This window comes from Streptomyces djakartensis, from assembly GCF_014651075.1.
Taxonomy (GTDB): Bacteria; Actinomycetota; Actinomycetes; order Streptomycetales; family Streptomycetaceae; genus Streptomyces; species Streptomyces djakartensis.
The window spans coordinates 32,470-55,445 of sequence record NZ_BMWE01000007.1; the positions used below are offsets into that span (position 1 = coordinate 32,470).

Sequence of the window (22,976 nt, forward strand, 5' to 3'; positions counted from 1 at the left end):
GGCCCACGGAGGTGCAACTCGCGTCGATAGCAAGGACGTTCACCCGAAGGTGGACAGAAACATCGATTCTGTCGACCGCGTCAGCCCTTCACGTCCTCGACGAACGCCGACCACGCGGCGGCGCCGAAGAGCAGCGCCGGGCCGGTGGGGTTCTTGCTGTCGCGGACGGGGGTGAGGCCCGGGTAGCCGTCGGCCACTTCCAGGCAGTCGCCGTTGTCGGGGCCGCTGTGGCTGGACTTGCGCCAGGCGATGAGGGCCGACGCGTCAGGAATGTGGTGGGCGCTCATGGTTGTCGTAGTCCTTCGCCACCGATGCGATCAGGTCGAGGGACGCCTCCGGCGGCAGCGCGGCGGCCCTAGCCAGATCGTAAGCGTCGCGGTACCGCCGGACCAGTGACGGATCGTCGGTCAGGGAACCGGTGTGCAGTGCTTCCACGTACGCCATGTCAGGCGCGTCGGTAAAGCGCATCAGCTTCATCATGCTGCTCATGGCCGCGTGGGCTCCCGCGCTGAACGGGACCACCTGCACCATGATCCTTCCCGCGCGCGCCAACCCCACGATGTGCCGCAACTGTTCGGCCATGATGGCCGGGTCGCCGACCACGGTCCGGATCGCGCTCTCGCTCAGGATCATCCAGACCGTCGGGGACGCCGGGTTGTCCAGAATGTGGGCCCGCTCAACGCGGTTGACGACCTTCTCGTCAAGCTCGGCCGCCGTGTTGTTGGGCTTGGCTGCCTTGAGCACGGCTCGCGCGTACGCCTTCGTCTGCAACAGCCCCGGCACCAGCGAAACAGCGAACTCCTCGATGAACACGGCAAGTCGCTCCGCCTCCGCCGCCTCCTGGAAGTGTTCCGCGAAACGGGCCTTGGCCAGTGTGTCCCGCCAGCGTTCGAAGAAGCCGTCCGTGCCGAGCACCTGGTCCAGACGCTTCGCGTCCGCCGGGTTGGGTGTGCGGCGGCCCGCCTCGTAGTGGGCGATGAGGGACGGCGAGCACACGACCATCTCGGCCAGTTCCCCCTGGGTCAGGCCCACAGTCTCCCGTCTGCGGCGCAGCTCGTCACCGTAGCGCTGCTCGCTGGACTGCCTGCCCTGGGGCCCCGTTCGACCTGTCATTCCATCGACGGTAGCCGCGCACAGTCACACCTTGGATGCGAACAGTGAGATTGGTGGGCTGCGTGCTGGCGGGAGCGTCCGCGCGGACGAGAAGCAGGACTCGCGTACACCGGACCTGGAGGTCGTCCTGCTCGGCGGGCAGCCGATCCGTGAGCCCATGGCCCACTACAGCCCGTTCGTGATGAACACCAAGGATGAGCTCATGCAGGCCCTCGAGGCGCGCGTCACTGCGCCTCGGGCTTCTCCCAGGTGGTGACGTCCATGGTGACGGAGGACAGGCCGATGTCGTCCTTCTGCCAGCCGAGGACGGTGATGGCCGCGGCCCGGTTCTCGTCGGTGAGCACGCAGGCGGTGAGCCCCTTGGTGATGTTCTTCTGATCGATGATGAAGCCGAAGTCGGTGGCCGCGGCGCAGCTCTCAGCGGTCGCCGGGCCATCGACGGTGGCGAGGTCGCCTCTGTCACCGGCGATGGTCCAGCCGTTGCCGTTCGACGCCAGGGAATAGGTGATGTCGCGGCCTCCCTGGGTAAAGTCCAGATCCACGCTGCCCGTGCGTTGCAGCACCACCTTGCGGTGTTCCCGCACCGCCGCCTCCGTGAGCTCCGTGTTGCCGGCGGCCGCCGGAGCCGCGCTGCCGGGCGGGGACGCGGGCGGGCCGGACGTGGCCGGAGCCGGTGCCGTCGTGGCGCCCGTTCCCGTGTCTGGGGCCGCAGTCGCGGTGTTCGTGCCCGATGGCGCGTCGGCACCTGACGTGACCCGCGTGCCCGGCCCGGTCCCCGTGCCGCCGGCGTTGCCCTGACCGTCGAGCCACTGGTAGGCGAGCACGCCGACCGTGGCCACCGCGGCGACGGCCACCATGGCGGTGGCGGGACCCTTGTACGAGAGGCGTCCCAGTTTGACCTGGGTGGAGGGGTCGCGTTGGCCGCCGCCTTCGTACGACACCGAGAACGAGGACCTCTTGCCCCGGTCCTCCCGGGATGCGGACTTGCCCATGCGACTTCCTTGCCTGCGGTCGGGATTCGGCCAGGGCACTCATCGTGCAGGCGGTGCGGCGGGCGTCGCCGTCACTCACCCGGCGGTCACACGAAAGGGTGCATTGGTGTCAGTGGGTTGACGATGGTGTCCGTGACGGCGCCGCTACGGCGTCCAGGAGCCGTCGCCGGGGCCGTCCATGGACTCGTGGAGCTCGAACCAGATGCTCTTGCCCACGCCGCGCGGGTCGACGCCCCAGGCGTGCGCGAGCAGTTCGATCAGCAGCAGGCCGCGGCCGGAGGACGCCAGCTCCCCGGGCCGGCGCTTGTGGGGCAGGTCGTCGCCCGCGTCGGTGACCTCGATCCGCAGCCGCCGCTCACCCACCCCGCCGGTGATCTCCGCGACGAGCAGCGCGTCGGAGTCGGTGTGCACGAGGACGTTCGTCAGCAGCTCCGACAGCAGCAGCACCGCCGAGTCGCACTGGTCCGGCGAGGACCAGTCGTGCAGCAGCTCGCGCAGTTGGTGCCGGGCCACCGAGATCCGCTCGGACTCGGCCTGCGCGACCGTCAGCACCGTGCGCCGCACCGGCGGCCGGACGGTCATGGTGTCGCCGCAGCCACAGCCCTCGCCCTCCCGGCAGAGCAGCAGCATGGCGATGTCGTCCTCGCGGCGGTCGGTCAGCGGGCCGGTGGTGTGGTGCGAGGACGGACCGTGCACGGCCTGCACCAGGGTGTCGGCGAGTTCCTCGAGATCGCCCTTGTGGTCCTCCAGGATCGCCCGCAGCCGCCGCCAGCCGGTGTCCAGGTCGTGCCCGCCGGTCTCGATCAGGCCGTCCGTGCAGATCAGCATGGTTTCGCCGGGCTCCAGGGCGAGCCGGGTCGTGGGGTAGTCGGCGTCCGGGTCGATGCCCAGCGGCAGGCCGCCCGACGTCGGCCGCGTCAGCACCGTGCCGTCGGACATCCGGAACGCCGGGTCCGGATGCCCGGCACGGGCGATGTCCAGCACCCCGCTCGCCGGGTCGACCTCGACGTAGACGCAGGTCGCGAAGCGTGGGTCGGCCGGGTCCTCGTCGCTGATGCCGTGCAGGAAGCGGGAGGCGCGGGAGAGGACGGCGTCGGGGCGGTGGCCCTCGGAGGCGTAGGCCCGCAGGGCGATGCGAAGCTGACCCATCAGTCCGGCCGCCCGTACGTCATGGCCCTGGACGTCACCGATGACCAGCGCGAACCGTTCGCCCGGCAGCGGGATCACGTCGTACCAGTCGCCGCCGACCTGGAGTCCGCCGCCGGTCGGCACATAGCGGGCGGCGACGCTCATGCCGGGGATGCGCTGCGGTCCGAGCCTCGGCAGCATCGTGCGCTGCAGCCCGTCGGTCAGCGCCCGCTCGCTCTCCGCGAGTCCCGCCCGGGTCAGGGCCTGTGCCAGCATCCGCGCCACGGTCGCCAGCACGGACCGCTCGTCCGGCGTGAACGCCACCGGGTAGGCGAACGCGGCCATCCACGCGCCCATCGTGCGGCCCGCCACCGTCAGCGGCAGGAACGCCCAGGAATGGCGGCCGAAGCGCTCGGCGAGCGGCCAGGTCAGCGGGTAGCGGGCCTTGTACTGCTCGGGGGAGGACAGGTACACCGCCCGGCCGGTCCGCACCACCTCGGCGGCCGGATAGTCGGTGTCCAGCGGCATGTCCGAGAACGGGCTCTCGTCGCTCTGCTGCTGTCCGTGATGGCCGATGAGCGTCAGGCGGTCACCCGAGACGCCGAAGACCGCCAGGCCGTCCGGCGAGAAGCCGGGCATCGACAGATTGGCCGTGACCCGGAGGACCTCCTGGGTGGAGCGTGCCTCGGCCAGCGCCCGGCCCGCGTCCAGCAGGAACGCCTCCCGTGAGCGCCGCCAGTCGCCGGTGACCGCCCTGCGTCCGGCCGGGGTGCCCGGCGTCGGCTCGGTGACCTCCTGAATGATGCCGATCAGCCGGTACGCCTTGTGGACCCGGTCGAAAGACGGCTTGGAGCGGCTGCGGACCACCCGGACGACCCGGCCCTGTTCGTCCATGACCCGGACCCGTACCTCGGCGAGGGTCCCCTCGGCGACGGCGAGCTGGACCACGCCGGTGATCTCGTTCCAGTCGACCGGGTGCAGCCGGGCCCGGGCCTGGGCCTCCGTGAGGCTGACCTCCTCGGCGGGCAGCCCGAGCAGCCGTGCCGCCTCGGCGTCTACCGTGACCAGCTCTGTTGCGGTGTCCCAATGCCAGAGGCCGGTCGCGAGGGCGGCAAGAGCCTCCCCCACGGCGGGCAACGGCTCGCCAGTGCGCATTGCCCTACTTTAGGAAGACGCGCTCGAACACTGCCACCGAAGGGCGACACGTACCCGATCGGGGGTGTGATGTGCTCGATCGCCGCCCGTGGAGAACTCAGGAGAGTCGATCTTCGCCTGCCCGGTACGCTGGGGACCAGTTTCACGTGAAACACAGACCCCGATCAGCGAAGACTGGATGAACGACGATGCATCGGTACAGGTCCCACACCTGCGGCGAGCTCCGCGCCTCTGACGTCGGCACCGACGTCCGGCTGAGTGGCTGGCTGCACAATCGGCGCGACCTGGGCGGCATCCTCTTCATCGATCTGCGCGATCACTACGGCATCACGCAGCTCGTGGCCCGTCCCGGCACCCCCGCCTACGAGGCCCTGGACAAGCTGTCCAAGGAGTCGACCGTCCGCGTCGACGGCAAGGTCGTCTCCCGGGGCGCCGAGAACATCAACCCCGAGCTGCCCACCGGCGAGGTGGAGGTCGAGGTCGGCGAGGTCGAACTGCTCGGCGCCGCCGCCCCGCTGCCGTTCACGATCAACGCCGAGGACGGTGTCAACGAGGAACGGCGCCTGGAGTACCGCTTCCTTGACCTGCGCCGCGAGCGCATGCACCGCAACATCATGCTGCGCACGGCGGTCATCTCGGCGATCCGGCACAAGATGACGGCGCTGGGCTTCAACGAGATGGCGACGCCGATCCTGTCCGCGACCTCCCCCGAGGGCGCCCGCGACTTCGTCGTCCCCTCCCGCCTGCACCCGGGCAAGTTCTACGCCCTGCCGCAGGCGCCCCAGCAGTTCAAGCAGCTGCTGATGATCTCCGGCTTCGACCGCTACTTCCAGATCGCGCCCTGCTTCCGTGACGAGGACGCGCGTGCGGACCGCTCACCGGGCGAGTTCTACCAGCTCGACATCGAGATGAGCTTCGTCGAGCAGGAGGACGTCTTCCAGCCCGTCGAGAAGCTGATGACCGAGCTGTTCGAGGAGTTCGGCAACGGGCGCCACGTCACCTCGCCGTTCCCGCGGATCCCGTTCCGCGAGGCGATGCTCAAGTACGGCTCGGACAAGCCCGACCTGCGCGCTCAGCTCGAACTCGTCGACATCACCGACATCTTCGAGGGCTCGGAGTTCAAGGCGTTCGCCGGCAAGCACGTCCGCGCCCTGCCGGTGCCGGACGTCTCCGCGCAGCCCCGCAAGTTCTTCGACCAGCTCGGCGACTACGCCGTCTCGCAGGGCGCCAAGGGCCTCGCCTGGGTCCGTGTCGCCGAGGACGGTTCGCTGTCCGGCCCGATCGCGAAGTTCCTCACCGAGGAGAACGTCGCCGAGCTGACCAAGCGCCTGTCGCTCGCGGCCGGCCACGCCGTGTTCTTCGGCGCGGGCGAGTTCGACGAGGTCTCCAAGATCATGGGCGCGGTGCGGGTGGAAGCCGCCAAGCGTGCCGGGCACTTCGAGGAGAACGTCTTCCGGTTCTGCTGGATCGTCGACTTCCCGATGTACGAGAAGGACGAGGAGACCGGCGCGATCGACTTCTCGCACAACCCCTTCTCCATGCCGCAGGGCGGTCTCGAGGCGCTGGAGACCCAGGACCCGCTGGACATCCTCGGCTGGCAGTACGACATCGTCTGCAACGGCGTCGAGCTGTCCTCCGGCGCGATCCGGAACCACGAGCCGGAGATCATGCTCAAGGCCTTCGAGATCGCCGGGTACGACCGCGACACGGTCGAGGAGAAGTTCGCCGGCATGCTGCGCGCCTTCCGCTTCGGCGCCCCGCCGCACGGCGGCATCGCCCCCGGCGTCGACCGCATCGTCATGCTCCTCGCCGACGAGCCGAACATCCGCGAGACCATCGCCTTCCCGCTCAACGGCAACGCCCAGGACCTGATGATGGGCGCGCCGACCGAGCTGGAGGAGGCGCGGCTGAAGGAGCTGCACCTGTCGGTGCGCAAGCCGCAGCCGAAGTAGGCGTTTTTCGGGAAGTGGCTCGGAACCGGCCCCGGTTCCGAGCCACTGCCGTATGCAGGGCTCCCACCCAGCTCTCACCCAGGCTCCTGACAGACGCGGTCCCTAACTTCCCTTCCCATGACGGGACAGGAAACGGCCCGAGGGCCGAAACACAAGCAGGACCTGACACGCCGCAAGGTCGTCGCCGCGGGCGCCGGCGCGGTGGTGGCGGCGGGCGTCGGCGGTACGTTCGCGGCCGGCGCGTTCGCCGGCGAGGAGACGGCAGCCGCCGAGGCGAAGTCCGCCGCCAAGGGGAAAGCCACCGGAACCTCGGGCGAGGCCTGCTACAAGCTGACCTCCGAGACCACTGAGGGCCCCTACTACATCGACGCGGACAAGCTCCGCAGGGACGTCACCGAGGACCAGGAGGGCATCCCGCTCACCCTGCGCCTCAAGGTGATCGACTCCGGGAGCTGCAAGCCGCTCGCGAACGCCGCCGTGGACATCTGGCACTGCAACGCGCTGGGCGTGTACTCCGGGTACGAGGCGATGGGCAGTGGGGGCGGTGGAGGAGGCGGCGGGGGCGGCACGCCACCCTCCGGTACGCCGACCGGGTCCCCGTCGGGTCCGCCGCCGGGCGGCGGCGGTGGGGGCCACGAGGAGCCCACCGACGACGAGCGCTACCTGCGCGGCACGTGGCGCACGGACAAGAAGGGCGAGGTCGAGTTCCGCACGGTCTTCCCCGGCTGGTACCAGGGCCGTTGCGTGCACATCCACACCAAGGTGCACGTGAACGGCACGTGGACCGACGCGGGCTACGAGGGCGGCACGACCTGCCACACCGGCCAGCTCTTCTTCGACGAGGAGTCCGTGCTGGCCTCCGCCGAGGTCGAGCCCTACTCCACCAACACCACGGCCCGCACCACCCTCGACGAGGACACCATCTACCCGGGCAACGGCACCGAGGGCGGGCTGCTCAAGCTCAAGTACAAGAAGAACGCCATCGCCAGGGGCGTCGTCGCCACCCTCACGATGGGCGTCGACCCTGCGGGCTGACGGTCCTGAATGAGGGCTGCCATGCCGCGGTTGGTGCAGGGCAGCCCTCGCCAGGCGTCAGCCGGCCAGCTTGACGACGCGGGAGGCCCTGAGGACCTTTCCGGCCGCGTCCAGCGCCTTCACCTGGAAGTACGGTCCCGGGTTGCCTGTTCTGACCGCCGTCTCGAACCCGGACCGCTTGGCGCGTTTCACGACCACTGACAGGGAGTGGGCGTTCGGTCCGGCGAGTACCTGCCACGCTCGGGTCTGCGTCGATCCGTTCCAGGACGCGTAGACGACGCTGCCCCGGCCGTCGGCCCGTGCCGCGGCGCGCGGTGGGTAGTACGGAGTGCCGACCCATTGGTTCCGAAATGCCCGGTATGAGATGTTGTTGCCGGGCAGCTCCGCGTCGTAGAGCAGGTTCTGTGAGCCGTTGCCCTCCGTGTTGCCCGCACCCGCGTACTCCGAGTAGTACGGGCTCTGACCCCACCCGATGAACTGGTTGCCGTTGGGGAGGGCCTGGGTGTTCCCCTGGGTCGGCGAGTACAGCGGCGGCTCGTGGTAGTAGGTCTTCGCCACGGTCGCCCTGCGGCTGGGGAGGAAATCGAGGTTGAGGATCAGTCCGTGTGACTGCTGTTCGGGCTCGCCGTCGGGCAGTTCGCAGCAGCCGTCGTCGAACATGCTGATCCGGTTTCCCGGCCGGAACCGGGCGTCGTGCTGCCAGTAGAAGTCCGCGTTCGGACCGAAGGTGAAGTCGCTCTTCTTCCCCCCGAGTTGCCAGCGGACCTTCCCGGATCGCTTCGAGACGTTGTAGATGGCCCACATGTTCCGGAAGGAGATCAGCAGTTGGCCGTCGGGGCCCTCGTCGATCGAGTTCACGTGGAAGGCATCCCACACCCCGTCGGAGGACGACGCGTTGGACGCCGGCTCCTCGGAGTCCGCGGGGTCGATGTGGTCCAGCGCGTTCCACGAGTAGAGGAGCTTCCCCGTGGCGAGGTCGACCTCCTGGACCTCGCTGTTCAGGATGGCTCCGTCCGCCGGGCCCCCGTAGGGCGTGAGGTCCATGGGCACCGGCTTGGACGCGAGGAACAGTGCGGTGCCTCTGCGCGTCAGGGTGAACTCGTGCTCGTCCGGGTAGTAGCCGTGATGCGCGAAGACCGTCTTGAGCAGGCGGTAGTGGGTGTCGTAGATGTAGTAGCACCCACCTGGTTCCGGCGCGCCGGCCGGCAGGTTCGTATAGGCGGGGGGAAGGGCGAGGCTCCCCTGCCACCAGGTCAGCACCGGCTGCCCCTTGCGCCGGCGCTTGTCGTAGTACGTCTGGACCTTGAAGTCGGCGTTCTGGAGGTTGGTGGAGGGCAGGGGGCGGAACCAGACCGGATTGCCGGCGTTGTCGTTGATCAGCGCGCCCGTCTGGCCGACCATCTGCTCCGCGCTGAACGGGGCGACGAAGATGTTCCCGCGCGCCGTCCCGGGTTTGTTCGCCGTCACGTTCACCCGCATGGGGTGCAGGCCCGGCTCGGAGACGAAACTCCACACGTCGCTGCCCGACAGGATCGGGGGCGGAGTGCTTTCCGACGGAGGGTAGGGCGTCGTCGCGCACGGGCGGGGCGTGTCCTTGGGGGAGCTCGCCGCGGCCGACGGCACGCAGCTTGCGACGACACACCCCACAGTGAGCGTGCAGGCCCCGACGGTACGACGGATCCGTCTCCCCGTCCGGCGTTCTTGTAGCACCATGTCCTGCCTGCCTTCCCGGCACCCGGCCCGATCAGGGGTTTTCCTCTGGTGACGGTAGGCAGCGTGGGGAGGCCGCGCCTGCTGAAGCCCCCTCGCGTGGGCCATGTGGCGGCTTCATCGGCCCCTGTGTCAACCGGACGGCTCAACGATCCGGCCCTCAGCAGGCACAGATCACCCTGCCTGCCTACGTTCAGTGGCTATGACCCACTCAGGCAACCGGAGGGTGCTCCTTCACAAGGGGAGAGCATGCGCGTTCGTCCTGCTGGCCGCGCTCCTCGTCGGTGGATTCATCGCCCCCGTGGGCGGCCCGGACGGCTCCTCCCGTGCGCAGGACGACGGGGACGTAGTGGGTGACCCCGCCCCCTTGCGCAACGTGCCGCAGGAGATATCCAGCGTGGCCACCGGCGAACTCCTCGTCTACCGCATGCCGGGTATGCGAGGGGAACAGGTCAATGCGACGGCCATGCTGTTCCTCCCCCGGAAGGCACCTCCCGCGGGCGGCTGGCCGCTCTTCGTCTGGGGGCACGGAACCCTCGGATGGGCACCCCACTGCGCACCCAGTGTCCAACTGCAGGAAAAGAACGAATGGGCTGACGGCCCGAACGCCGCCTTGCTGGCGGCGGTCCTGAAGATGGGCATCGCCGTCGTCGCGCCCGACTACGAGGGACTGGGACCGAGGTCCGCCGGCGTCCCGACGGGGCACGGCTACTACGACCTGCCCAGCGAGGGCAACTCCATGATCTTCGCCGCGGTCGCCGCGCAGCGGTACCTCGGCGACAGACTGTCCGGGCAGTGGGCCCCGGGAGGATGGTCGGAAGGCGGTTTCGCGGCGCTTGCCGCCGCCTATTACTCCCCCTTGGCCACGAAGGCGGAGCCCGCCCTCGACTACCAGGGCACCATCACCCTTGCCCCGGTACCGGACGTTCCCGCCATGAACCGGCTCCTGTGGCAGGACATCGACAACGCCTCCCGGTCCGGGCTCCCCCCGACGGCTCACCAGATCGACCAGCTGGTCTTCGCCAACGCGGAAACCATCTACTTCACGAAGACGCAACGCTATGCGGGCTACGACGTCGACCCGAGACAGGTCTACGGCCCGAACATGCTCAGGTTCTACCGTCAGGACTGGCAGACCTGCCTCGACGATCTGAACGACGCCGTCCGGCAGGACATCGTGAGCTACCTCAGCGCCTCTCCCTCCCACCGGCTGAACACCTACCCAGGTGTCCGCGGAGACAGCCCCAACGCGCTTCCGGAGAACAGGCGGTTCTTCGAACAGAACCAGGGCAAGCTGGAAAGGTCCACCCTGCCGGGCTCCATCCTGTGGCTGTACGGAACGGACGACATCACCAGCCCGAACTCCGTCACCTACAACGTCGTCAACAAGATGGTCGCCAACGGCAACGACATCAACCTCTCGGTCCTGGAAGGTGCGGGCCACTACGACGTCCCGGTCGTCGGCCTGCCGCTGATCCAGGCCCGCCTCGGTCAGCTCTTCGCGGTGGAGTGACCTCTCCAGGGCACCCGGCTCTCACTTTTCACCGCGCTGCCTCCGGAGGCCGACCCATGTGCCGGGTCGGCCTCTTCGCCACGGGACTACTCGTCCGCAAAGACGTCCTCGGCCGTCGGGGCGGTGACGGCCCGCCGGTGCCAGTGGCGCAGGATCTCCGGGTCGCCGCAGCTGGTGATGCGTTCCCGGACCGCGTCGGAGACAGAAGAGCGCCGCTCTCCGGCGGGCGGTGGGTCCTGGCCCGCTCGTCAGGAACGTCGAAGGACCCCGTCTGGCGATCACGCCCGGCGCGTGGGCGGACTTCATGCCCATGTTTCGGGACGCTGACGCCTGACGAGGGCCGACGCTACGCGGGCCCGTTCCCTCTTCGCCGGGCGAGCCCTGGACTTTTGGGACCGCTCACTCCTCGACGAACAGGTCCTCCGCCATGGTGGCCGTCAGGGAGCGGTCGAACCAGAGGGTGAGGGTGTCGAGGTCGGTGCAGGTGGTGATGCGGTCGCGGGTGGCTTCGGGGACGGGTACGGCGCGCTTTTCCAGTACCTGGAGAATGGCTTCGGCTTTGCCTTCAGCTTTGCCTTCGGCTTTTCCCTCGAGGTACGTCTCTTCGAAGAGGGTTCCCCTGCCCGGGAAGTATGTGGCGACCATCTTCTCCAACTCTCTCCATGTCTCCCGGACCGGAGTGTTCTCCAGCCCGACTTCAAGCCATTCGCACCAGTATTTCGCTGTTGCCGCGTCCAATGCCCGCATGCCGCGGGCCACCATGCTCAGTATGGCGGGGGCATGCGGGCTGTTGCTATGCACGATCGCCGAGAACGTGGCCAGGGCCGGCTCCCGGGCAACGGCGGACTCGTCGGTGATCTCCGGAACGTTGGCGGGGCTCAGTACGAAAGGGCGGGTGCTCTGTGTCGCCCATGGGCCGACGCGGCACTCGAAGGGGCCCGCCGCCCAGGACGCGGTCGGCCGGTCCCTGCATACCGTGACGAGCAGCACCGGCATGCCGAACTTGGCGTGCAGGTATGCCACGTAGTAGGACCAGCTCGTCCCCTTGCCAGAGGCCCGAGTGGTCTGGGTCTCGAGCGCGATGAGAAAGCCGTCTCCCTCGGACGGCTCGACCCTGAGCACCGTGTCCACCCGGCGCTCCAGCGGCTTGATCTCCGTGGCGTCGGGTGTGATCGCTTCGATGATCGCCTTCGCGGGTGGTGGTAAGCCCAGCGCCTCGAAGACTGGGGTGAGAACCTCCGGGTGATCCTGGAAGATCCGGTGTGAGGCCTCATGAGTTGATGTGACCATGTGCGCAAGCTAGGTCCATTGACCATGGCATATGCAGTAAATGGAACTGTGTTCACTCTTTCGAGCGCGGGAAAGGCGTTCCGGGGCTACCTCGCCACGAACTGGGTCAGGATCGCCTGGACCTCGTAGATGTCGACGCCCTTGGTGAAGGTCTTCTCGATGGGCGTCGGCGTGCCGGAGATCCAGATCTTCAGTTCGGCGTCCAGGTCGAACGTGCCGGCCGTTTCCACCGCGAAGTGGGTGATGCTGCGGTAGGGGACGGAGTGGTACTCGGTCTTCTTGCCGGTGATGCCCTGCTTGTCGATGAGGATCAGGCGGCGGTCGGTGAAGAGGATGGTGTCGCGGATCAGCAGGAACGCTGCGTGGACCTGTTCGCCGTGGCCGAGGAGGCGGGCGTAGTCCTGCTGGGCCGACGCCGGGTCGACGGTGTGGGCGTTGCCGAAGAGCGCCATGGTGATCCCCCCTGTGGTTGGCCAGGTGCCTCCGTCATCCTACGGACAGAGGCTCCTGGCCGGGCGGGCCCGCGAGGCGTTGTTACGCGGACTCGCCGCCGAAGCGCTCCTTGTACGACTCCAGGTCCTCGTCCGTCAGCTTGGCGAACAGGACAGGCGGGATGGTGAACGGGGTGCCGGCGGGGACGGCGGCCAGGGACTTCGCTTCGTCCTGGTTGACCCAGGTCGCGGTGTCGTTCTCCAGGGAGAACGCCTGGCGCATCGTCTTCGCCGACGTCGGGATGAACGGCTCGGAGACCACGGCGTAGAGGTGGATGAGGTTCATCGCCGTGCGGAGGGTGAGAGCGGCGCCCTCCGGGTTGGTCTTGATCTCCAGCCAGGGGGCCTTCTCCTCCAGGTAGGAGTTGCCCGCCGACCACAGGGCGCGCAGCGCGGCCGCCGCCTTGCGGAACTGGATGGCCTCCATCTGGGACTCGTACTCCGCGAGCAGACGGGCGATCTCCGCACCCAGCTTCGCCTCCGCCTCGCCCGGCTCGGCGCCCGCGGGGACCTCGTCGCCGAAGCGCTTACGGGAGAAGGACAGGACGCGGTTGACGAAGTTGCCGAGGGTGTCGGCCAGGTCCTTGTTCACCGTGGCGGTGAAGTGCTCCCAGGTGAAGGACGAGTCGTCCGACTCCGGGGCGTTCGCCATCATGAAGTAGCGCCAGTAGTCGGCGGGGAGGATGTCGAGGGCGTCGTGGGTGAAGACGCCGCGGCGCTGCGAGGTGGAGAACTTGCCGCCGTAGTAGTTCAGCCAGTTGAAGGCCTTGATGACGTCGACCTTCTTCCACGGGGCGCGGGTGCCCAGCAAGGTCGCCGGGAACATCACGCTGTGGAAGGGGACGTTGTCCTTGCCCATGAACTGCGTGTAGTGGACGTTCGCGTCCGACTCCCACCACCAGGAGCGCCAGTCGCGGCGCTCCGGGTCCTGGTCCGCCCACTCCTTGGTCGCGCCGATGTACTCGATCGGGGCGTCGAACCAGACGTAGAAGACCTTGCCTTCCGCCGCCAGCTCCGGCCAGGTGTCCGCGGGGACGGGAACCCCCCAGTCCAGGTCGCGGGTGATCGCCCGGTCGTGCAAACCCTCGGTGAGCCACTTGCGGGCGATGGAGGAGGCCAGCACCGGCCAGTTGTCGGCGCGCTCGTCGACCCAGGCCTCGACCTCGCCGGCCAGCGCCGACTGGAGGAGGAAGAGGTGCTTGGTCTCGCGGATCTCCAGGTCGCTGCTGCCGCTGATCGCGGAGCGGGCGTCGATCAGGTCGGTCGGGTCGAGGACCCGGGTGCAGTTCTCGCACTGGTCGCCGCGGGCCTTGTCGTAGCCGCAGTGCGGGCAGGTGCCGATGATGTAGCGGTCGGGCAGGAAGCGGCCGTCGGCGTTCGAGTACACCTGGCGGATCGAGCGCTCCTCGATGAACCCGTTGGCCTTGAGCTCACGCGCGATCTCCTGCGTGATCTCGTGGTTCTGCGGGGAGGAGCTGCGGCCGAAGTAGTCGAAGGCCAGGTTGAAGCCGTCGTAGATCGCCTTCTGCTGGTCGTGGGCCTGGGCGCAGAACTCGTCGACCGGGATGCCCTGCTCCTTCGCCGCGAGCTCGGCGGGGGTGCCGTGCTCGTCCGTCGCGCAGATGTAGAGGACCTCGTGGCCGCGCTGGCGCAGGTAGCGGGAGTAGACGTCGGCCGGGAGCATGGACCCCACCATGTTGCCCAGGTGCTTGATCCCGTTGATGTACGGAAGGGCGCTGGTGATGAGGTGTCGAGCCATCGCGGGCTGCTCCCAAGTCGCTACGCGGGGTGACGATCTCGTGGTCTCGGTCGTCTACGGAACCTTGAAATCGTAGCTGACATGGGTGCGCCGCCCGCCTCCCCTTTTGCTGGGTGGGACGCGGGCGGCGCGGGTGGCGTCGTGGGGGCTACGGGCGCCAGTTCGCCAGTACGCCCTCGTAGAGCTGCTTGTCCGTGAGCTCGCGGGGGGTTTCGCCGGCGAGGAAGTGGGACGTGTTGGGGGTCTTGAGCTTGCGGAGGTAGTCGAAGGCCTTGTTCTCCGGGTCGCCGAAGGCGACGAAGGAGAAGAAGACGGCGGGGTGGGTCTTGGCGGCCTCGGTGAGGGACTGGGTGGCGGGGGTCTTGGCGTCGGGGGCGCCGTCGGTCTGGAAGATCACCAGGGCGGGGGTGCCGGTTGCTTCCTTGCTGTGGTGGGCGAGGACTGCTTCCACCGCTGCGTGGTAGCTGGTGCGGCCCATGCGGCCGAGGCCGGCGTGGAGATCGTCGATCTTGTTCTCGTGCTCGGTGAGGGTGATCTCGCCGGTGCCGTCGAGTTCGGTGGAGAAGAAGACGACCGGGACGGTGGCCTCGGGGTCGAGGTGGGCCGCGAGGGCGAGGGTCTGCTCGGCGAGGGCCTGGGCGGAGCCGTCCTTGTAGTACGGGCGCATGGAGGCGGAGCGGTCGAGGACGAGGTAGACCTTGGCTCGGGTGCCGGTGAGGTTGTGCTTCTTGAGGGCGGTGCCGGCGGCCTTGTACGCGGTGGCGAGGCCGGGGGCGTGCTTCTTGAGGGCGGCGGCGGTGAGGGCGGGCTCGGCCTCGCCTTCGGCTTCGGCCGTGTCGTTCCCACCCGCACCACCCGTGCGGCTTTCGTTGCCGGGTGCGGGTGGCCCCTGTGGGGCCTTGGCGCCGTCGGCGTCCGCGGCTGCGGGGACCGCTTTCGCCTCGCCCTTCGGCTCCGCCTTGGCCTTCGGCTTGTCTTCGGGCTTCGCTTCCGCGTCGGCGTCGGCGTCGGCGTCGGCGTCGGCTTCGGGCTTCGCGTCGGCTTCGGGCTTCGTCTCTGCCTTGGGCGTCGGCTCGGGCTTGGGCGTTTCTTCGGCCTGCGGCTTCGGCTGGGGCTCGGACTCTGCTTCTTCGGCGGCGGGCTCCGCGTCGGCCGTCGGCTCGGACTCCGGCTTCGTCGCCTCCGGCGCCTCCTGCTGTGCAGGCGTCGGCTCTGGCTGGGTTTCCGCCGGGGCCTCGGGCTCGGCGGTGGGCTGCCCCTCCGTCTCTGCGGTGGGCTCGGGCTTCGGCGTCTCGGTCTCCGGGCCACCTTCCGGCGCCGTCGATGCCTCGGCGATCGGCTTCTCAGCGATCGGCTTCTCCGCTGCCTTCGGCTCCGGCTCCTCGGCCACCGGGCTCTCCGCCGTCTTCGGCTCCGGCTCCTCGGCCACGGGGCTCTCCGCCGTCTTCGGCTCCGGCTCCTCGGCCACGGGGCTCTCCGCCGTCTTCGGCTCCTCGTCAGCCTCCGGCTCCTCGTCAGCCTCCGGCTTCTCCTCAGCCGCGGGCTTCTCCTCAGCCGCTGCCTTCTCCTCAGCCGTCGGCTTCTCCTCCGCCGGCTCCCCCTCCGTCTCCGTCGACCGTGTCGGCCCCGGGACCGTCACCTGGTCGAAGGCGGCCGACACGAGGTCGTGTTGGTCGCGGGGCTCGGGGACGTTCGCCGTCGGCCCCGGTTCCGGTTCCGGGGAGGGGGACGGGACCTTCGGGGAGGTCGAGGGCGTCGAGGGGCTGGCGGGTGCCGAGGGTGTTTCCTGGGAGGTCGGTTCCGTCGCCGTGGTCTGCGGCGCACCCTCCGCCTCGGGGGTCTGTGACTTGCGGGACCGTCCGAACGCGTTCCGCAACCGAGTGAGAATGCCCATGTGCGCGCAACCCTTCGCGTGAGGTGAAGCCGTCAATCCCTGGCCAGGACGGACACGTAAGGTTAGCGGCCCTCCTGGGTGATCTTGGGCAGGGGCGGATGTGGGCGGCCCGGGCTGTCAAGGGCGACATCCGGCCTGTGCGGGTGTCGCCGTGCTGAACGGCGGCAACCCCCGTACAGCCGACGGGGGTTCACCCGGTGTTCACCGGGGCGCCCGGCTCTCGCGCATATGTGCCCCTACGGTCACGCTGAAACCAAGGGCATCCAAGGAGAGCAAAGTGCGCAAGCTGCTGCCGTTGATCGGAACGCCGTCCGGTTCGCATCCCGGCGGCCGGTCCGCCATGACCTGTCGTTTCCGGTGTGGTGACGCCTGCTTCCACGAGGTGCCCAACACCAGCTCCAACGAGTACGTCGGTGACGTGATCGCCGGTGCGCTCAGCCGCCGGTCGATGATGCGCGCCGCGGCCGTGGTGACCGTGGCCGCCGCTGGTGCGGGCGCTGTCGGCGTCGGGCAGGCGCCGTCCGCGGACGCCGCCCCGGCCGGTGGCGCCGCCACCGACGCCGCCGGTGGCGTCGAGCACAAGGGTGCTCGCGGGCTGCGCTTCGCGCCCGTCGCGCCCAACACCGCCGACGCCGTGACCGTGCCGGACGGGTACCGGCAGAACGTCGTCATCCGCTGGGGCGAGCCCATCCTGCGCGGGGCGCCGGCCTTCGACCCGGAGAAGCAGACCGCCAAGGCGCAGGCCGGGCAGTTCGGGTACAACTGTGACTTCCTCGCGCTGCTGCCACTGCCGGGGGAGCCCGGACGGCAGCTGCTCGTCGCCAATCACGAGTACACCGACGAGATCCTGATGTTCCGCGGGTACGACCCCGCCAACCCGAGCCGTGAGCAGGTCGAGGTCGCCTGGGCGGCGCACGGGCTGTCCGCCGTGGTGGTGGAGGGGGACGGGAAGAGCGGGAGGCTCACCGCCGTTCCGCGGCACCGGCTCAACCGGCGCGTCACCGCCACCACCGAGTTCCGGCTGACCGGGCCCGTCGCGGGGTCCGACCTCGTCAGGACCTCCGCCGACCCGACCGGCACCAAGGTGCTCGGCACCCTCAACAACTGCTCGGGCGGTGTCACGCCGTGGGGCACGACCCTGCACGGCGAGGAGAACTTCAACCAGTACTTCGCCAACAGCAGCCGGGCGACGGACAAGCGGTACGGGATCGGGACCGGGGCCAGCGAGCGGAAGTGGGAGAGGTTCGACAAGCGGTTCGACGTCGCCCAGGAGCCGAACGAGGTGCACCGGTTCGGGTACGTCGTCGAGTTCGATCCGTACGACCCGGAGTCGACGCCGCGCAAGCACACCGCCCTCGGGCGGTTCAAGCACGAGGCCGCGAACATCCGGCTCACCTCGGACGGCCGGCCCGTCGTGTACACCGGTGACGACGAGCGCTTCGACTACTTCTACAAGTTCGTCAGCAGCAAGAGGATGAAGCAGGGCACCTCCCGGGCCGTCCGCGAGCACAACCTCTCCCTGCTCGACGAGGGCACGCTCTACGTCGCCAAGGTCACCGGCGACTCCCCGGCCATCGAGATCGACGGTACGGGCAAGCTGCCGTCCGACGGCGAGTTCGACGGAAGTGGTGAGTGGATTCCGCTGGCCACCGCGACCGCGAAGGGCGCGGTCTCGCACGTGGACGGGATGACGGCCGAGGAGGTGTTCGTCTTCACCCGGCTCGCCGGTGACAAGGTGGGCGCGACGAAGATGGACCGGCCCGAGGACATCGAGCCGAACCCGGTGACCGGCAAGGTGTACGTCGCCCTCACCAACAACTCCAACCGGGGTGTCGGCTCCAACGCCAAGGCGGACGAGGCCAACCCGCGCAACGCCAACAAGCACGGGCACGTGCTGGAGCTGACCGAGCGGTGGAACCGGCCCGAGAGCACCCGGTTCGCCTGGTCGCTGTTCCTCGTGGCCGGTGACCCGGAGGACCCGGCGACCTACTTCGCCGGCTTCCCGAAGGACGGGGTCAGCCCCATCTCCTGCCCGGACAACGTCGCCTTCGACCCGTACGGCAACCTGTGGATTGCCACCGACGGCTCCCAGCTCGGCTCGCACGACGGTCTGTTCGGCGTGGCCACCCGGGGTGAGCGCCGGGGTGAGCTGAAGCAGTTCCTGACCGTGCCGAAGGGCGCCGAGACCTGCGGTCCCATCATCCAGGAGCGGCGCGTCCTGGTCGCCGTGCAGCACCCGGGCGAGATCGACGGCGCGTCCGTGGAGAAGCCGGCCAGCACCTGGCCGGACGGGCCCGGGACGTACGTCCGGCCCGCGGTCGTGGCCGTGTGGCGGGCCGACGGGCGCGACATCGGCGTCTGAGCGGAGCGGTAGCAGCGGTAGCAAGGGGGCGTCCGTGCGGCGCCCCCTTTTCGCTGCGCACGGCCTCCCTGTGCATGGCTTTTGCCTGTGCGCGGCCTCCTGTGTACGGCCGGCTAGGAACGGCCCTCGTGCAGGGTCAGGTCCGTGAGCACGGCCCGGTGGTCCGTGGCGGACAGGTTCAGGATGCGGGTGCGGTCCGCGGCGAAGTCCTTCGACACCAGTACGTGGTCGATCTGCGCGCCGAACGTCGGGGCCGTCCGGGCCGGCCAGGTGGCCGTGCGGTCGGCGTCGTTCAGGCGGGCGGCGTCGTACAGGCCGGTGTCGAGGATGCGGCGGAAGACGGCGTGGTCCTGGGAGGCGTTGAAGTCGCCGGCCAGGACGAGGGGGGTGCCGCCGTCGGCGGCGGCCGCGTCGCGCAGGGCGGTCAGCTCGCGCTTCCAGAGGCCGACCTGGGCGGGCAGCGGGGGCATGGGGTGGGCGAGCTGGAGGCGGACGGCGTGCCCGTCCACGTCGGCGATCGCCCCGGGCATGCCCATCGTGCCGGGGACGCCGGGTGTGGGGCGCAGGGGGAAGCGGCTGAGGATGACGGAGCCCTCGGAGCCGCCGCCCTCGACGGCTCGGCGGTGCGGGTAGTCCCGCGAGAGGTCGTCCTTCAGCTTCGCGTCGCACCCGTAGTCGCATTCCTGTACGAAGACGACGTCCGGTTTCTCGCGGCGGACGGCGGCGACCAGGCCGCCGGTGGCCTGCCCGAACTCGACGTTCGAGGTCAGCACGCGCAGTTCCGCGACCGGTCGGCCCACGGGGTCGCCGGTCTTGCCGTACGGCTCGATGAACCAGGCCAGCAGGCCGAGCAGCACCACGCCCCAGGTCAGTCCGGGCCACCAGCGGGACCGCAGCGAGAGCAGCAGCGCCAGCGCGGTGGGTGCGAGCAGCCAGGGGAGGAAGGCGAGGAGCTGCGGGACGGGTGTCATGCCGTCGCTGTCGGCGATCCGGTAGGCGAGGACCGCGCTCACCGCGGCGAGCAGCAGCACGGCGCACCAGGTGGCGAGCCGCCGCCGGGGCGGACGGTGCTCGGGCATGTCGTCGGTGGCGGTCCACTCGGCAGCCGCTGTGTCCAAAGGCCCGGCCTTCCGCTCGCGGGGTGGGATGCCCGCATCCTCTCTCAGAGACGGGGCGCGGTGCCGGATGGTTCAGCCGCGTCGACGCGGGCCAGGAATTCCCGCAGTGCCCTGTCGAACTCGTCGGGGCGTTCCAGGTTGGGCATGTGGGCGGCGCCCTCGATCACGCGCAGTGCCGAGTCCGGGAGGGCCGCGTGCATGGCCCGGGCGTCGGAGACGGGGGTGTAGGTGTCGTCGGCGCCCACGACGACCAGGGCCGGGACCGGTACCCGGGTCAGCAGGCTCTGGTAGTCGGGGCGCCGGGCGCGGGCGCGCAGCGCGGCGGCGGCGCCCTCGGGGGAGGTGGCCGTCATCATGCGGTGGACGTGGGCCTTGACCTCGGCGGGGGCGTGCGGGGCGACCATCCGTTCCAGGACCTCGTCGGCGTAACCGCGCATGCCGTCGCGCAGGAGGCGGTCCGCCATGGCGTCCCGGGCGCGGACGCCCTCCGGGGTCTCCGCCGCCGGGAAGGTGTCCGCGAGGACCAGGCCGCGGACGCGGCCGGGGAACAGGCGGTAGCAGTCCATGACGATCTGGCCGCCCATCGACAGGCCCGCCAGGACGAAGGACGGCACCTCCAGTTCGTCGAGGAGGGCCTCGATGTCCCGGGCGAATCCGGAGAAGTCCGTGAGGGCCGGCATCGTGGGGGAGGCGCCGTAGCCGCGCAGGTCGGGAGCGATGACGCGGCGGGCCGTGGAGAAGGTGTCCAGCTGCGGGGCCCACATCGTGCGGTCGAAGGGGTGGCCGTGGACGAGGACCAGGGGGACTCGACGAGTGCCGGGGTCTTTGTCCTCGTATGCGAGGAAGGGTGCCATGGAGACGACCCTAGGCCGCTCAACTACTCGGTGCAATAAGATCTTTGCTCTCGGTGCAATCCGGGTGGCACAGTCCGCGGCGCAGTCCAGGGGGAGACCGATCGATGGGGGACTACCGGCGCATCGCCGACCTGATCGCCGACGACATCACCACGGGGCGGCTCAAGCCCGGCCAACGGCTGCCGCCGCAGCGGGCGTTCGCGCGGCGCCGCGGAATCGCACCGTCCACGGCCGGGCGGGTCTACGGCGAACTCGTCCGGCGCGGGCTGGTCGTCGGCGAGGTCGGGCGCGGCACCTTCGTGCGGGCCGCGCCGGCGGAGTCCGCGGGGCGTGCGCTCGCCGAGCCGGGCCCGGCCGACGCTCCCGTCAACATGCAGCTCAACTACCCCAGCGCGCCCGGCCAGGAGGAGCTGCTGGCGCCTGTTCTGGCGCCGCTGCTGCGTCCCGACGTGCTGGCCGAGGCGCTGCTGCCGGCCGCCGCCACCGGTACCGCGGCCGCCCGGGAGGCCGCGGCCGCTCTCCTCGCCACACCCGGCTGGCGCCCCGACCCTGATCGGCTGCTGTTCACCGGCAACGCCCGTCAGGCCATCGCCGCCGTCCTGGCCTCCCTGGTCCGGCCGGGCGGCCGGGTCGGCGTGGAGCAGCTGACGTATCCGCTGGTGAAGGAGATCGCGGCGCGGCTGGCCATCACGCTGGTGCCGTTGGCCGGTGACCGGGCCGGGCTGCTCCCGGAGGCCGTCGCCGCCGCGCACCGTACGGCCCCCTTGTCCGCTCTCTACCTGCAGCCGGCGCTGCACAATCCGACGTCCCTGCGGACGAGCGGGCCACGCCTGCTGCAACTCGCGCAGCTGGCACACGACTTGAACCTGCCCGTCGTGGAGGACCGCATCTGGTCCTTCCTGGTCGGGCCGGACGACCGGCACGGGCGTGGGGAGTGCCTCGGCCCGGTCGACCCCCTCGCCGCGCACGCCCCCGCCCTCACTCATGTCGTCGACGGCCTCTCCAAGCGGGTCGCGCCGGGGCTCACCGTCGGTTTTCTCGTCGTGCCGCCGCACCGGGTCGGTGCGGTGGCCGGTGCGGTGCGGTCGGGTGGGTGGAGCGCGGGGCGGTTCGCGCTGGAGGCGGCCGTGCGGTGGGCCGGGGAGGGGATCGTGGCGCGGCTGACCGAGGCCAAGCGGGCGGACGCGACGCGCAGGCAGCGCATCCTCGCCCAGGAACTCGACGGCTTCGCCGTCCGGTCCGCCCCGCGCGCCTACTTCGCCTGGTGGGAGCTGCCGGCCCCGTGGCGCGCGGACACCTTCACGGCTGCCGCCGCCGCGCACGGCATCGCCCTCACACCCGGCCCCGCCTTCGCCGTCACCCCGGGGCACACGCCCGACGCCGTCCGGCTGGGTCTCGCTTCGGCCGGGGAGCGAGACCTGCGGCGGGCGCTGCGGACGCTGGCGCATATCGCCGCGCGGCGGGGCGGGGGCCGTGCCGGGCTGTGAGGACAAGGGGGCGAGCGCCAGTCGTGCCGGGGGCGCCGCCGGGCGCGGCCGGGGGCTGCGCTTCGGCTGCGGAGTGGGGGCGGCGGCGGGCGCCGGGTCCGGTCGGGATCAGTCCGGTCCCGGCTGCGGAGCGGGCGCCGCGGGTGCGGGATCGGGTCGGCGCGTGGCGCGGCGGGGGCCGTAGCGGCCCGTGAGCCAGGAGGTGAGCGCCACCGTCAGGCCGAGGCCGATGAGCAGCCAGGACACCGTGCGCAGGGTTTCCGTAAGGGCGTCGTAGACCGCGCCCGCGGCCGGGCGGTGGAGCGGGTCGGGCAGGTCGGCGAGGGTGAGGCGGCGGCCGATCGCGACGGCGAGGAAGAGGAGCCCGCCGCCCAGCGCCGTGCCGAGGCCGAGGGCGGTGACCGCGCGGCGACGGCACGCGGCGACGGCGATCCCGGCGACGGCGAACACGGCGGCGGTGAGCGGCAGCCACAAGGCGGCGGTGTCCAGCACCCGGTACCCCTTGCGCAGTCGGTCCACGTCCGCGGCCGGGAGCACCCGGACGCGGGTGTGCGTGACCGGGATGTGCTGGGCGAACGGCGCGTGTTCTTCGATGAGTCGGCGTTTGACCCGGGCGGCGACCGGAGCGAGGTCGACGGTGACCGCCGTCGCGTGCGCCCGGTCGTCGCGCAGGGCGTGCACCACGGCGGTGTGGACGGTCCGGTTCGCCGTCTCCCAGGCCGTGCGGAACGCCTCGGTCCGGGTGAACGAGCGCACCGCGTCGTGCACGAAGGGCCCGGCCGCGCCGCGCAGCGGACCGCTGCCGAGCTCATGCCCGGCCCTGCGCATGATGCCGTCCCCGATGGCGTCCGCGGCCGCGCGCCGCACGTCCGGGTCGGCGGCGAGCGGCGCCGTCGCACGGACGTAGCGGCCGGTGTCGGTCAGTCCGTGCGCCCAGGACGCGAGCGCGCCGAACGGCAGCAGCAGGCACGCGAGGGCCGGCAGAACGGCCGACAGGGCGTTCCGCAGTCGGGGAGGCGCCCTCTCGGGTACGGGCGTCGGGCCGCGCTCGGTCACCCTTCCAGACAAGGCGCCGCCGGTCCGGCCCGCGAGCGGGCGTGACTGCATTCGGCCCCGTATACGG

At 70.4% G+C, this 22,976-nt stretch carries 17 protein-coding genes and 1 pseudogene; 6 read left to right on the forward strand and 12 right to left on the reverse strand.

The window, feature by feature from the left end:
- Positions 1–80: 80 nt before the first annotated feature.
- Positions 81–287, reverse strand: a complete 207-nt coding sequence (locus tag IE212_RS13460; protein WP_190198042.1) for a DUF397 domain-containing protein — start codon at positions 285–287, stop codon at positions 81–83.
- Positions 265–1,113 carry a helix-turn-helix domain-containing protein gene (locus IE212_RS13465; RefSeq protein WP_190198043.1) on the reverse strand — a complete coding sequence of 283 codons (849 nt, stop codon included), beginning with the start codon at positions 1,111–1,113 and terminating at the stop codon, positions 265–267. Before IE212_RS13465 ends, IE212_RS13460 begins: the two co-directional genes overlap by 23 nt.
- Before the next feature lie 64 nt (positions 1,114–1,177).
- On the opposite strand from IE212_RS13465, the pseudogene IE212_RS13470 reads away from it, so the two are divergent.
- Positions 1,178–1,330: pseudogene (locus IE212_RS13470) on the forward strand (pirin-like C-terminal cupin domain-containing protein); the annotation flags it as partial.
- A 7-nt stretch (positions 1,331–1,337) separates the two neighbouring features.
- Here the strand turns inward: IE212_RS13470 and IE212_RS13475 are convergent.
- A complete protein-coding gene (locus tag IE212_RS13475; protein WP_190198044.1) occupies positions 1,338–2,105 on the reverse strand; it encodes a hypothetical protein in 768 nt (255 codons plus the stop codon).
- Positions 2,106–2,249: 144 nt separating this feature from the next.
- Entirely contained in the window at positions 2,250–4,388 is a 2,139-nt protein-coding gene (locus IE212_RS13480) for an ATP-binding SpoIIE family protein phosphatase (RefSeq protein ID WP_190198045.1), read from the reverse strand.
- Positions 4,389–4,576: 188 nt separating this feature from the next.
- Here IE212_RS13480 and aspS point away from each other — a divergent pair, with 188 nt between their 5' ends.
- Together aspS and IE212_RS13490 are read left to right on the forward strand one after the other, a co-directional pair.
- On the forward strand, positions 4,577–6,340 hold the full coding sequence (gene aspS, locus IE212_RS13485; protein ID WP_190198046.1) for an aspartate--tRNA ligase: 1,764 nt from the start codon (positions 4,577–4,579) through the stop codon (positions 6,338–6,340).
- 117 nt (positions 6,341–6,457) lie between these two features.
- A complete protein-coding gene (locus IE212_RS13490; RefSeq protein ID WP_190198047.1) occupies positions 6,458–7,375 on the forward strand; it encodes an intradiol ring-cleavage dioxygenase in 918 nt (305 codons plus the stop codon).
- A 57-nt stretch (positions 7,376–7,432) separates the two neighbouring features.
- On the opposite strand, the gene IE212_RS13495 is transcribed toward IE212_RS13490, so the two are convergent.
- Positions 7,433–8,890, reverse strand: coding sequence for an arylsulfotransferase family protein (locus IE212_RS13495; protein ID WP_229864273.1), 1,458 nt, complete (start codon positions 8,888–8,890; stop codon positions 7,433–7,435).
- Positions 8,891–9,287: 397 nt separating this feature from the next.
- Between IE212_RS13495 and IE212_RS13500 the strand changes: the two genes are divergently transcribed.
- Complete coding sequence (locus IE212_RS13500; RefSeq protein WP_190198048.1) at positions 9,288–10,598, forward strand: alpha/beta hydrolase family protein; 1,311 nt, start codon at positions 9,288–9,290, stop codon at positions 10,596–10,598.
- 399 nt (positions 10,599–10,997) lie between these two features.
- Here IE212_RS13500 and IE212_RS13505 read toward each other — a convergent pair whose 3' ends face one another.
- The 4 genes from IE212_RS13505 to IE212_RS13520 form a co-directional block, all read right to left on the reverse strand.
- Positions 10,998–11,888: an RpnC/YadD family protein gene (locus IE212_RS13505; RefSeq protein ID WP_190198049.1), complete on the reverse strand. Its 891-nt coding sequence runs from the start codon at positions 11,886–11,888 to the stop codon at positions 10,998–11,000.
- Between the two features lie 86 nt (positions 11,889–11,974).
- On the reverse strand, positions 11,975–12,340 hold the full coding sequence (locus IE212_RS13510; protein WP_190198050.1) for a PH domain-containing protein: 366 nt from the start codon (positions 12,338–12,340) through the stop codon (positions 11,975–11,977).
- 82 nt (positions 12,341–12,422) lie between these two features.
- On the reverse strand, positions 12,423–14,138 hold the full coding sequence (gene metG, locus IE212_RS13515; RefSeq protein WP_190198051.1) for a methionine--tRNA ligase: 1,716 nt from the start codon (positions 14,136–14,138) through the stop codon (positions 12,423–12,425).
- Between the two features lie 148 nt (positions 14,139–14,286).
- Positions 14,287–16,032, reverse strand: a complete 1,746-nt coding sequence (locus IE212_RS13520) for a VWA domain-containing protein (RefSeq protein WP_190198052.1) — start codon at positions 16,030–16,032, stop codon at positions 14,287–14,289.
- A 277-nt stretch (positions 16,033–16,309) separates the two neighbouring features.
- Here IE212_RS13520 and IE212_RS13525 point away from each other — a divergent pair, with 277 nt between their 5' ends.
- Positions 16,310–18,394, forward strand: a complete 2,085-nt coding sequence (locus IE212_RS13525; protein WP_190198053.1) for a PhoX family protein — start codon at positions 16,310–16,312, stop codon at positions 18,392–18,394.
- 113 nt (positions 18,395–18,507) lie between these two features.
- Here the strand turns inward: IE212_RS13525 and IE212_RS13530 are convergent, their stop codons facing one another.
- Positions 18,508–19,512 carry an endonuclease/exonuclease/phosphatase family protein gene (locus IE212_RS13530; RefSeq protein ID WP_229864275.1) on the reverse strand — a complete coding sequence of 335 codons (1,005 nt, stop codon included), beginning with the start codon at positions 19,510–19,512 and terminating at the stop codon, positions 18,508–18,510.
- Positions 19,513–19,556: 44 nt separating this feature from the next.
- Complete coding sequence (locus IE212_RS13535; RefSeq protein ID WP_190198054.1) at positions 19,557–20,366, reverse strand: alpha/beta fold hydrolase; 810 nt, start codon at positions 20,364–20,366, stop codon at positions 19,557–19,559.
- A gap of 104 nt (positions 20,367–20,470) precedes the next feature.
- Here IE212_RS13535 and IE212_RS13540 point away from each other — a divergent pair, with 104 nt between their 5' ends.
- Entirely contained in the window at positions 20,471–21,853 is a 1,383-nt protein-coding gene (locus tag IE212_RS13540) for an aminotransferase-like domain-containing protein (protein ID WP_190198055.1), read from the forward strand.
- A gap of 108 nt (positions 21,854–21,961) precedes the next feature.
- Here the strand turns inward: IE212_RS13540 and IE212_RS13545 are convergent, their stop codons facing one another.
- Positions 21,962–22,909 (reverse strand): hypothetical protein, encoded by a 948-nt coding sequence (locus IE212_RS13545; protein ID WP_229864277.1) that lies wholly within the window; start codon positions 22,907–22,909, stop codon positions 21,962–21,964.
- Between the last annotated feature and the right edge of the window lie 67 nt (positions 22,910–22,976).

Bases quoted from the DNA above. Each gene is read 5' to 3' on its own strand.
- IE212_RS13460 (WP_190198042.1), bottom strand. From the start codon at position 287: ATGAGCGCCCACCACATTCCTGACGCGTCGGCCCTCATCGCCTGGCGC.
- IE212_RS13465 (WP_190198043.1), bottom strand. From the start codon at position 1,113: ATGACAGGTCGAACGGGGCCCCAGGGCAGGCAGTCCAGCGAGCAGCGC.
- IE212_RS13475 (WP_190198044.1), bottom strand. From the start codon at position 2,105: ATGGGCAAGTCCGCATCCCGGGAGGACCGGGGCAAGAGGTCCTCGTTC.
- IE212_RS13480 (WP_190198045.1), bottom strand. From the start codon at position 4,388: ATGCGCACTGGCGAGCCGTTGCCCGCCGTGGGGGAGGCTCTTGCCGCC.
- aspS (WP_190198046.1), top strand. From the start codon at position 4,577: ATGCATCGGTACAGGTCCCACACCTGCGGCGAGCTCCGCGCCTCTGAC.
- IE212_RS13490 (WP_190198047.1), top strand. From the start codon at position 6,458: ATGACGGGACAGGAAACGGCCCGAGGGCCGAAACACAAGCAGGACCTG.
- IE212_RS13500 (WP_190198048.1), top strand. From the start codon at position 9,288: ATGACCCACTCAGGCAACCGGAGGGTGCTCCTTCACAAGGGGAGAGCA.
- IE212_RS13505 (WP_190198049.1), bottom strand. From the start codon at position 11,888: ATGGTCACATCAACTCATGAGGCCTCACACCGGATCTTCCAGGATCAC.
- IE212_RS13510 (WP_190198050.1), bottom strand. From the start codon at position 12,340: ATGGCGCTCTTCGGCAACGCCCACACCGTCGACCCGGCGTCGGCCCAG.
- metG (WP_190198051.1), bottom strand. From the start codon at position 14,138: ATGGCTCGACACCTCATCACCAGCGCCCTTCCGTACATCAACGGGATC.
- IE212_RS13520 (WP_190198052.1), bottom strand. From the start codon at position 16,032: ATGGGCATTCTCACTCGGTTGCGGAACGCGTTCGGACGGTCCCGCAAG.
- IE212_RS13535 (WP_190198054.1), bottom strand. From the start codon at position 20,366: ATGGCACCCTTCCTCGCATACGAGGACAAAGACCCCGGCACTCGTCGA.
- IE212_RS13540 (WP_190198055.1), top strand. From the start codon at position 20,471: ATGGGGGACTACCGGCGCATCGCCGACCTGATCGCCGACGACATCACC.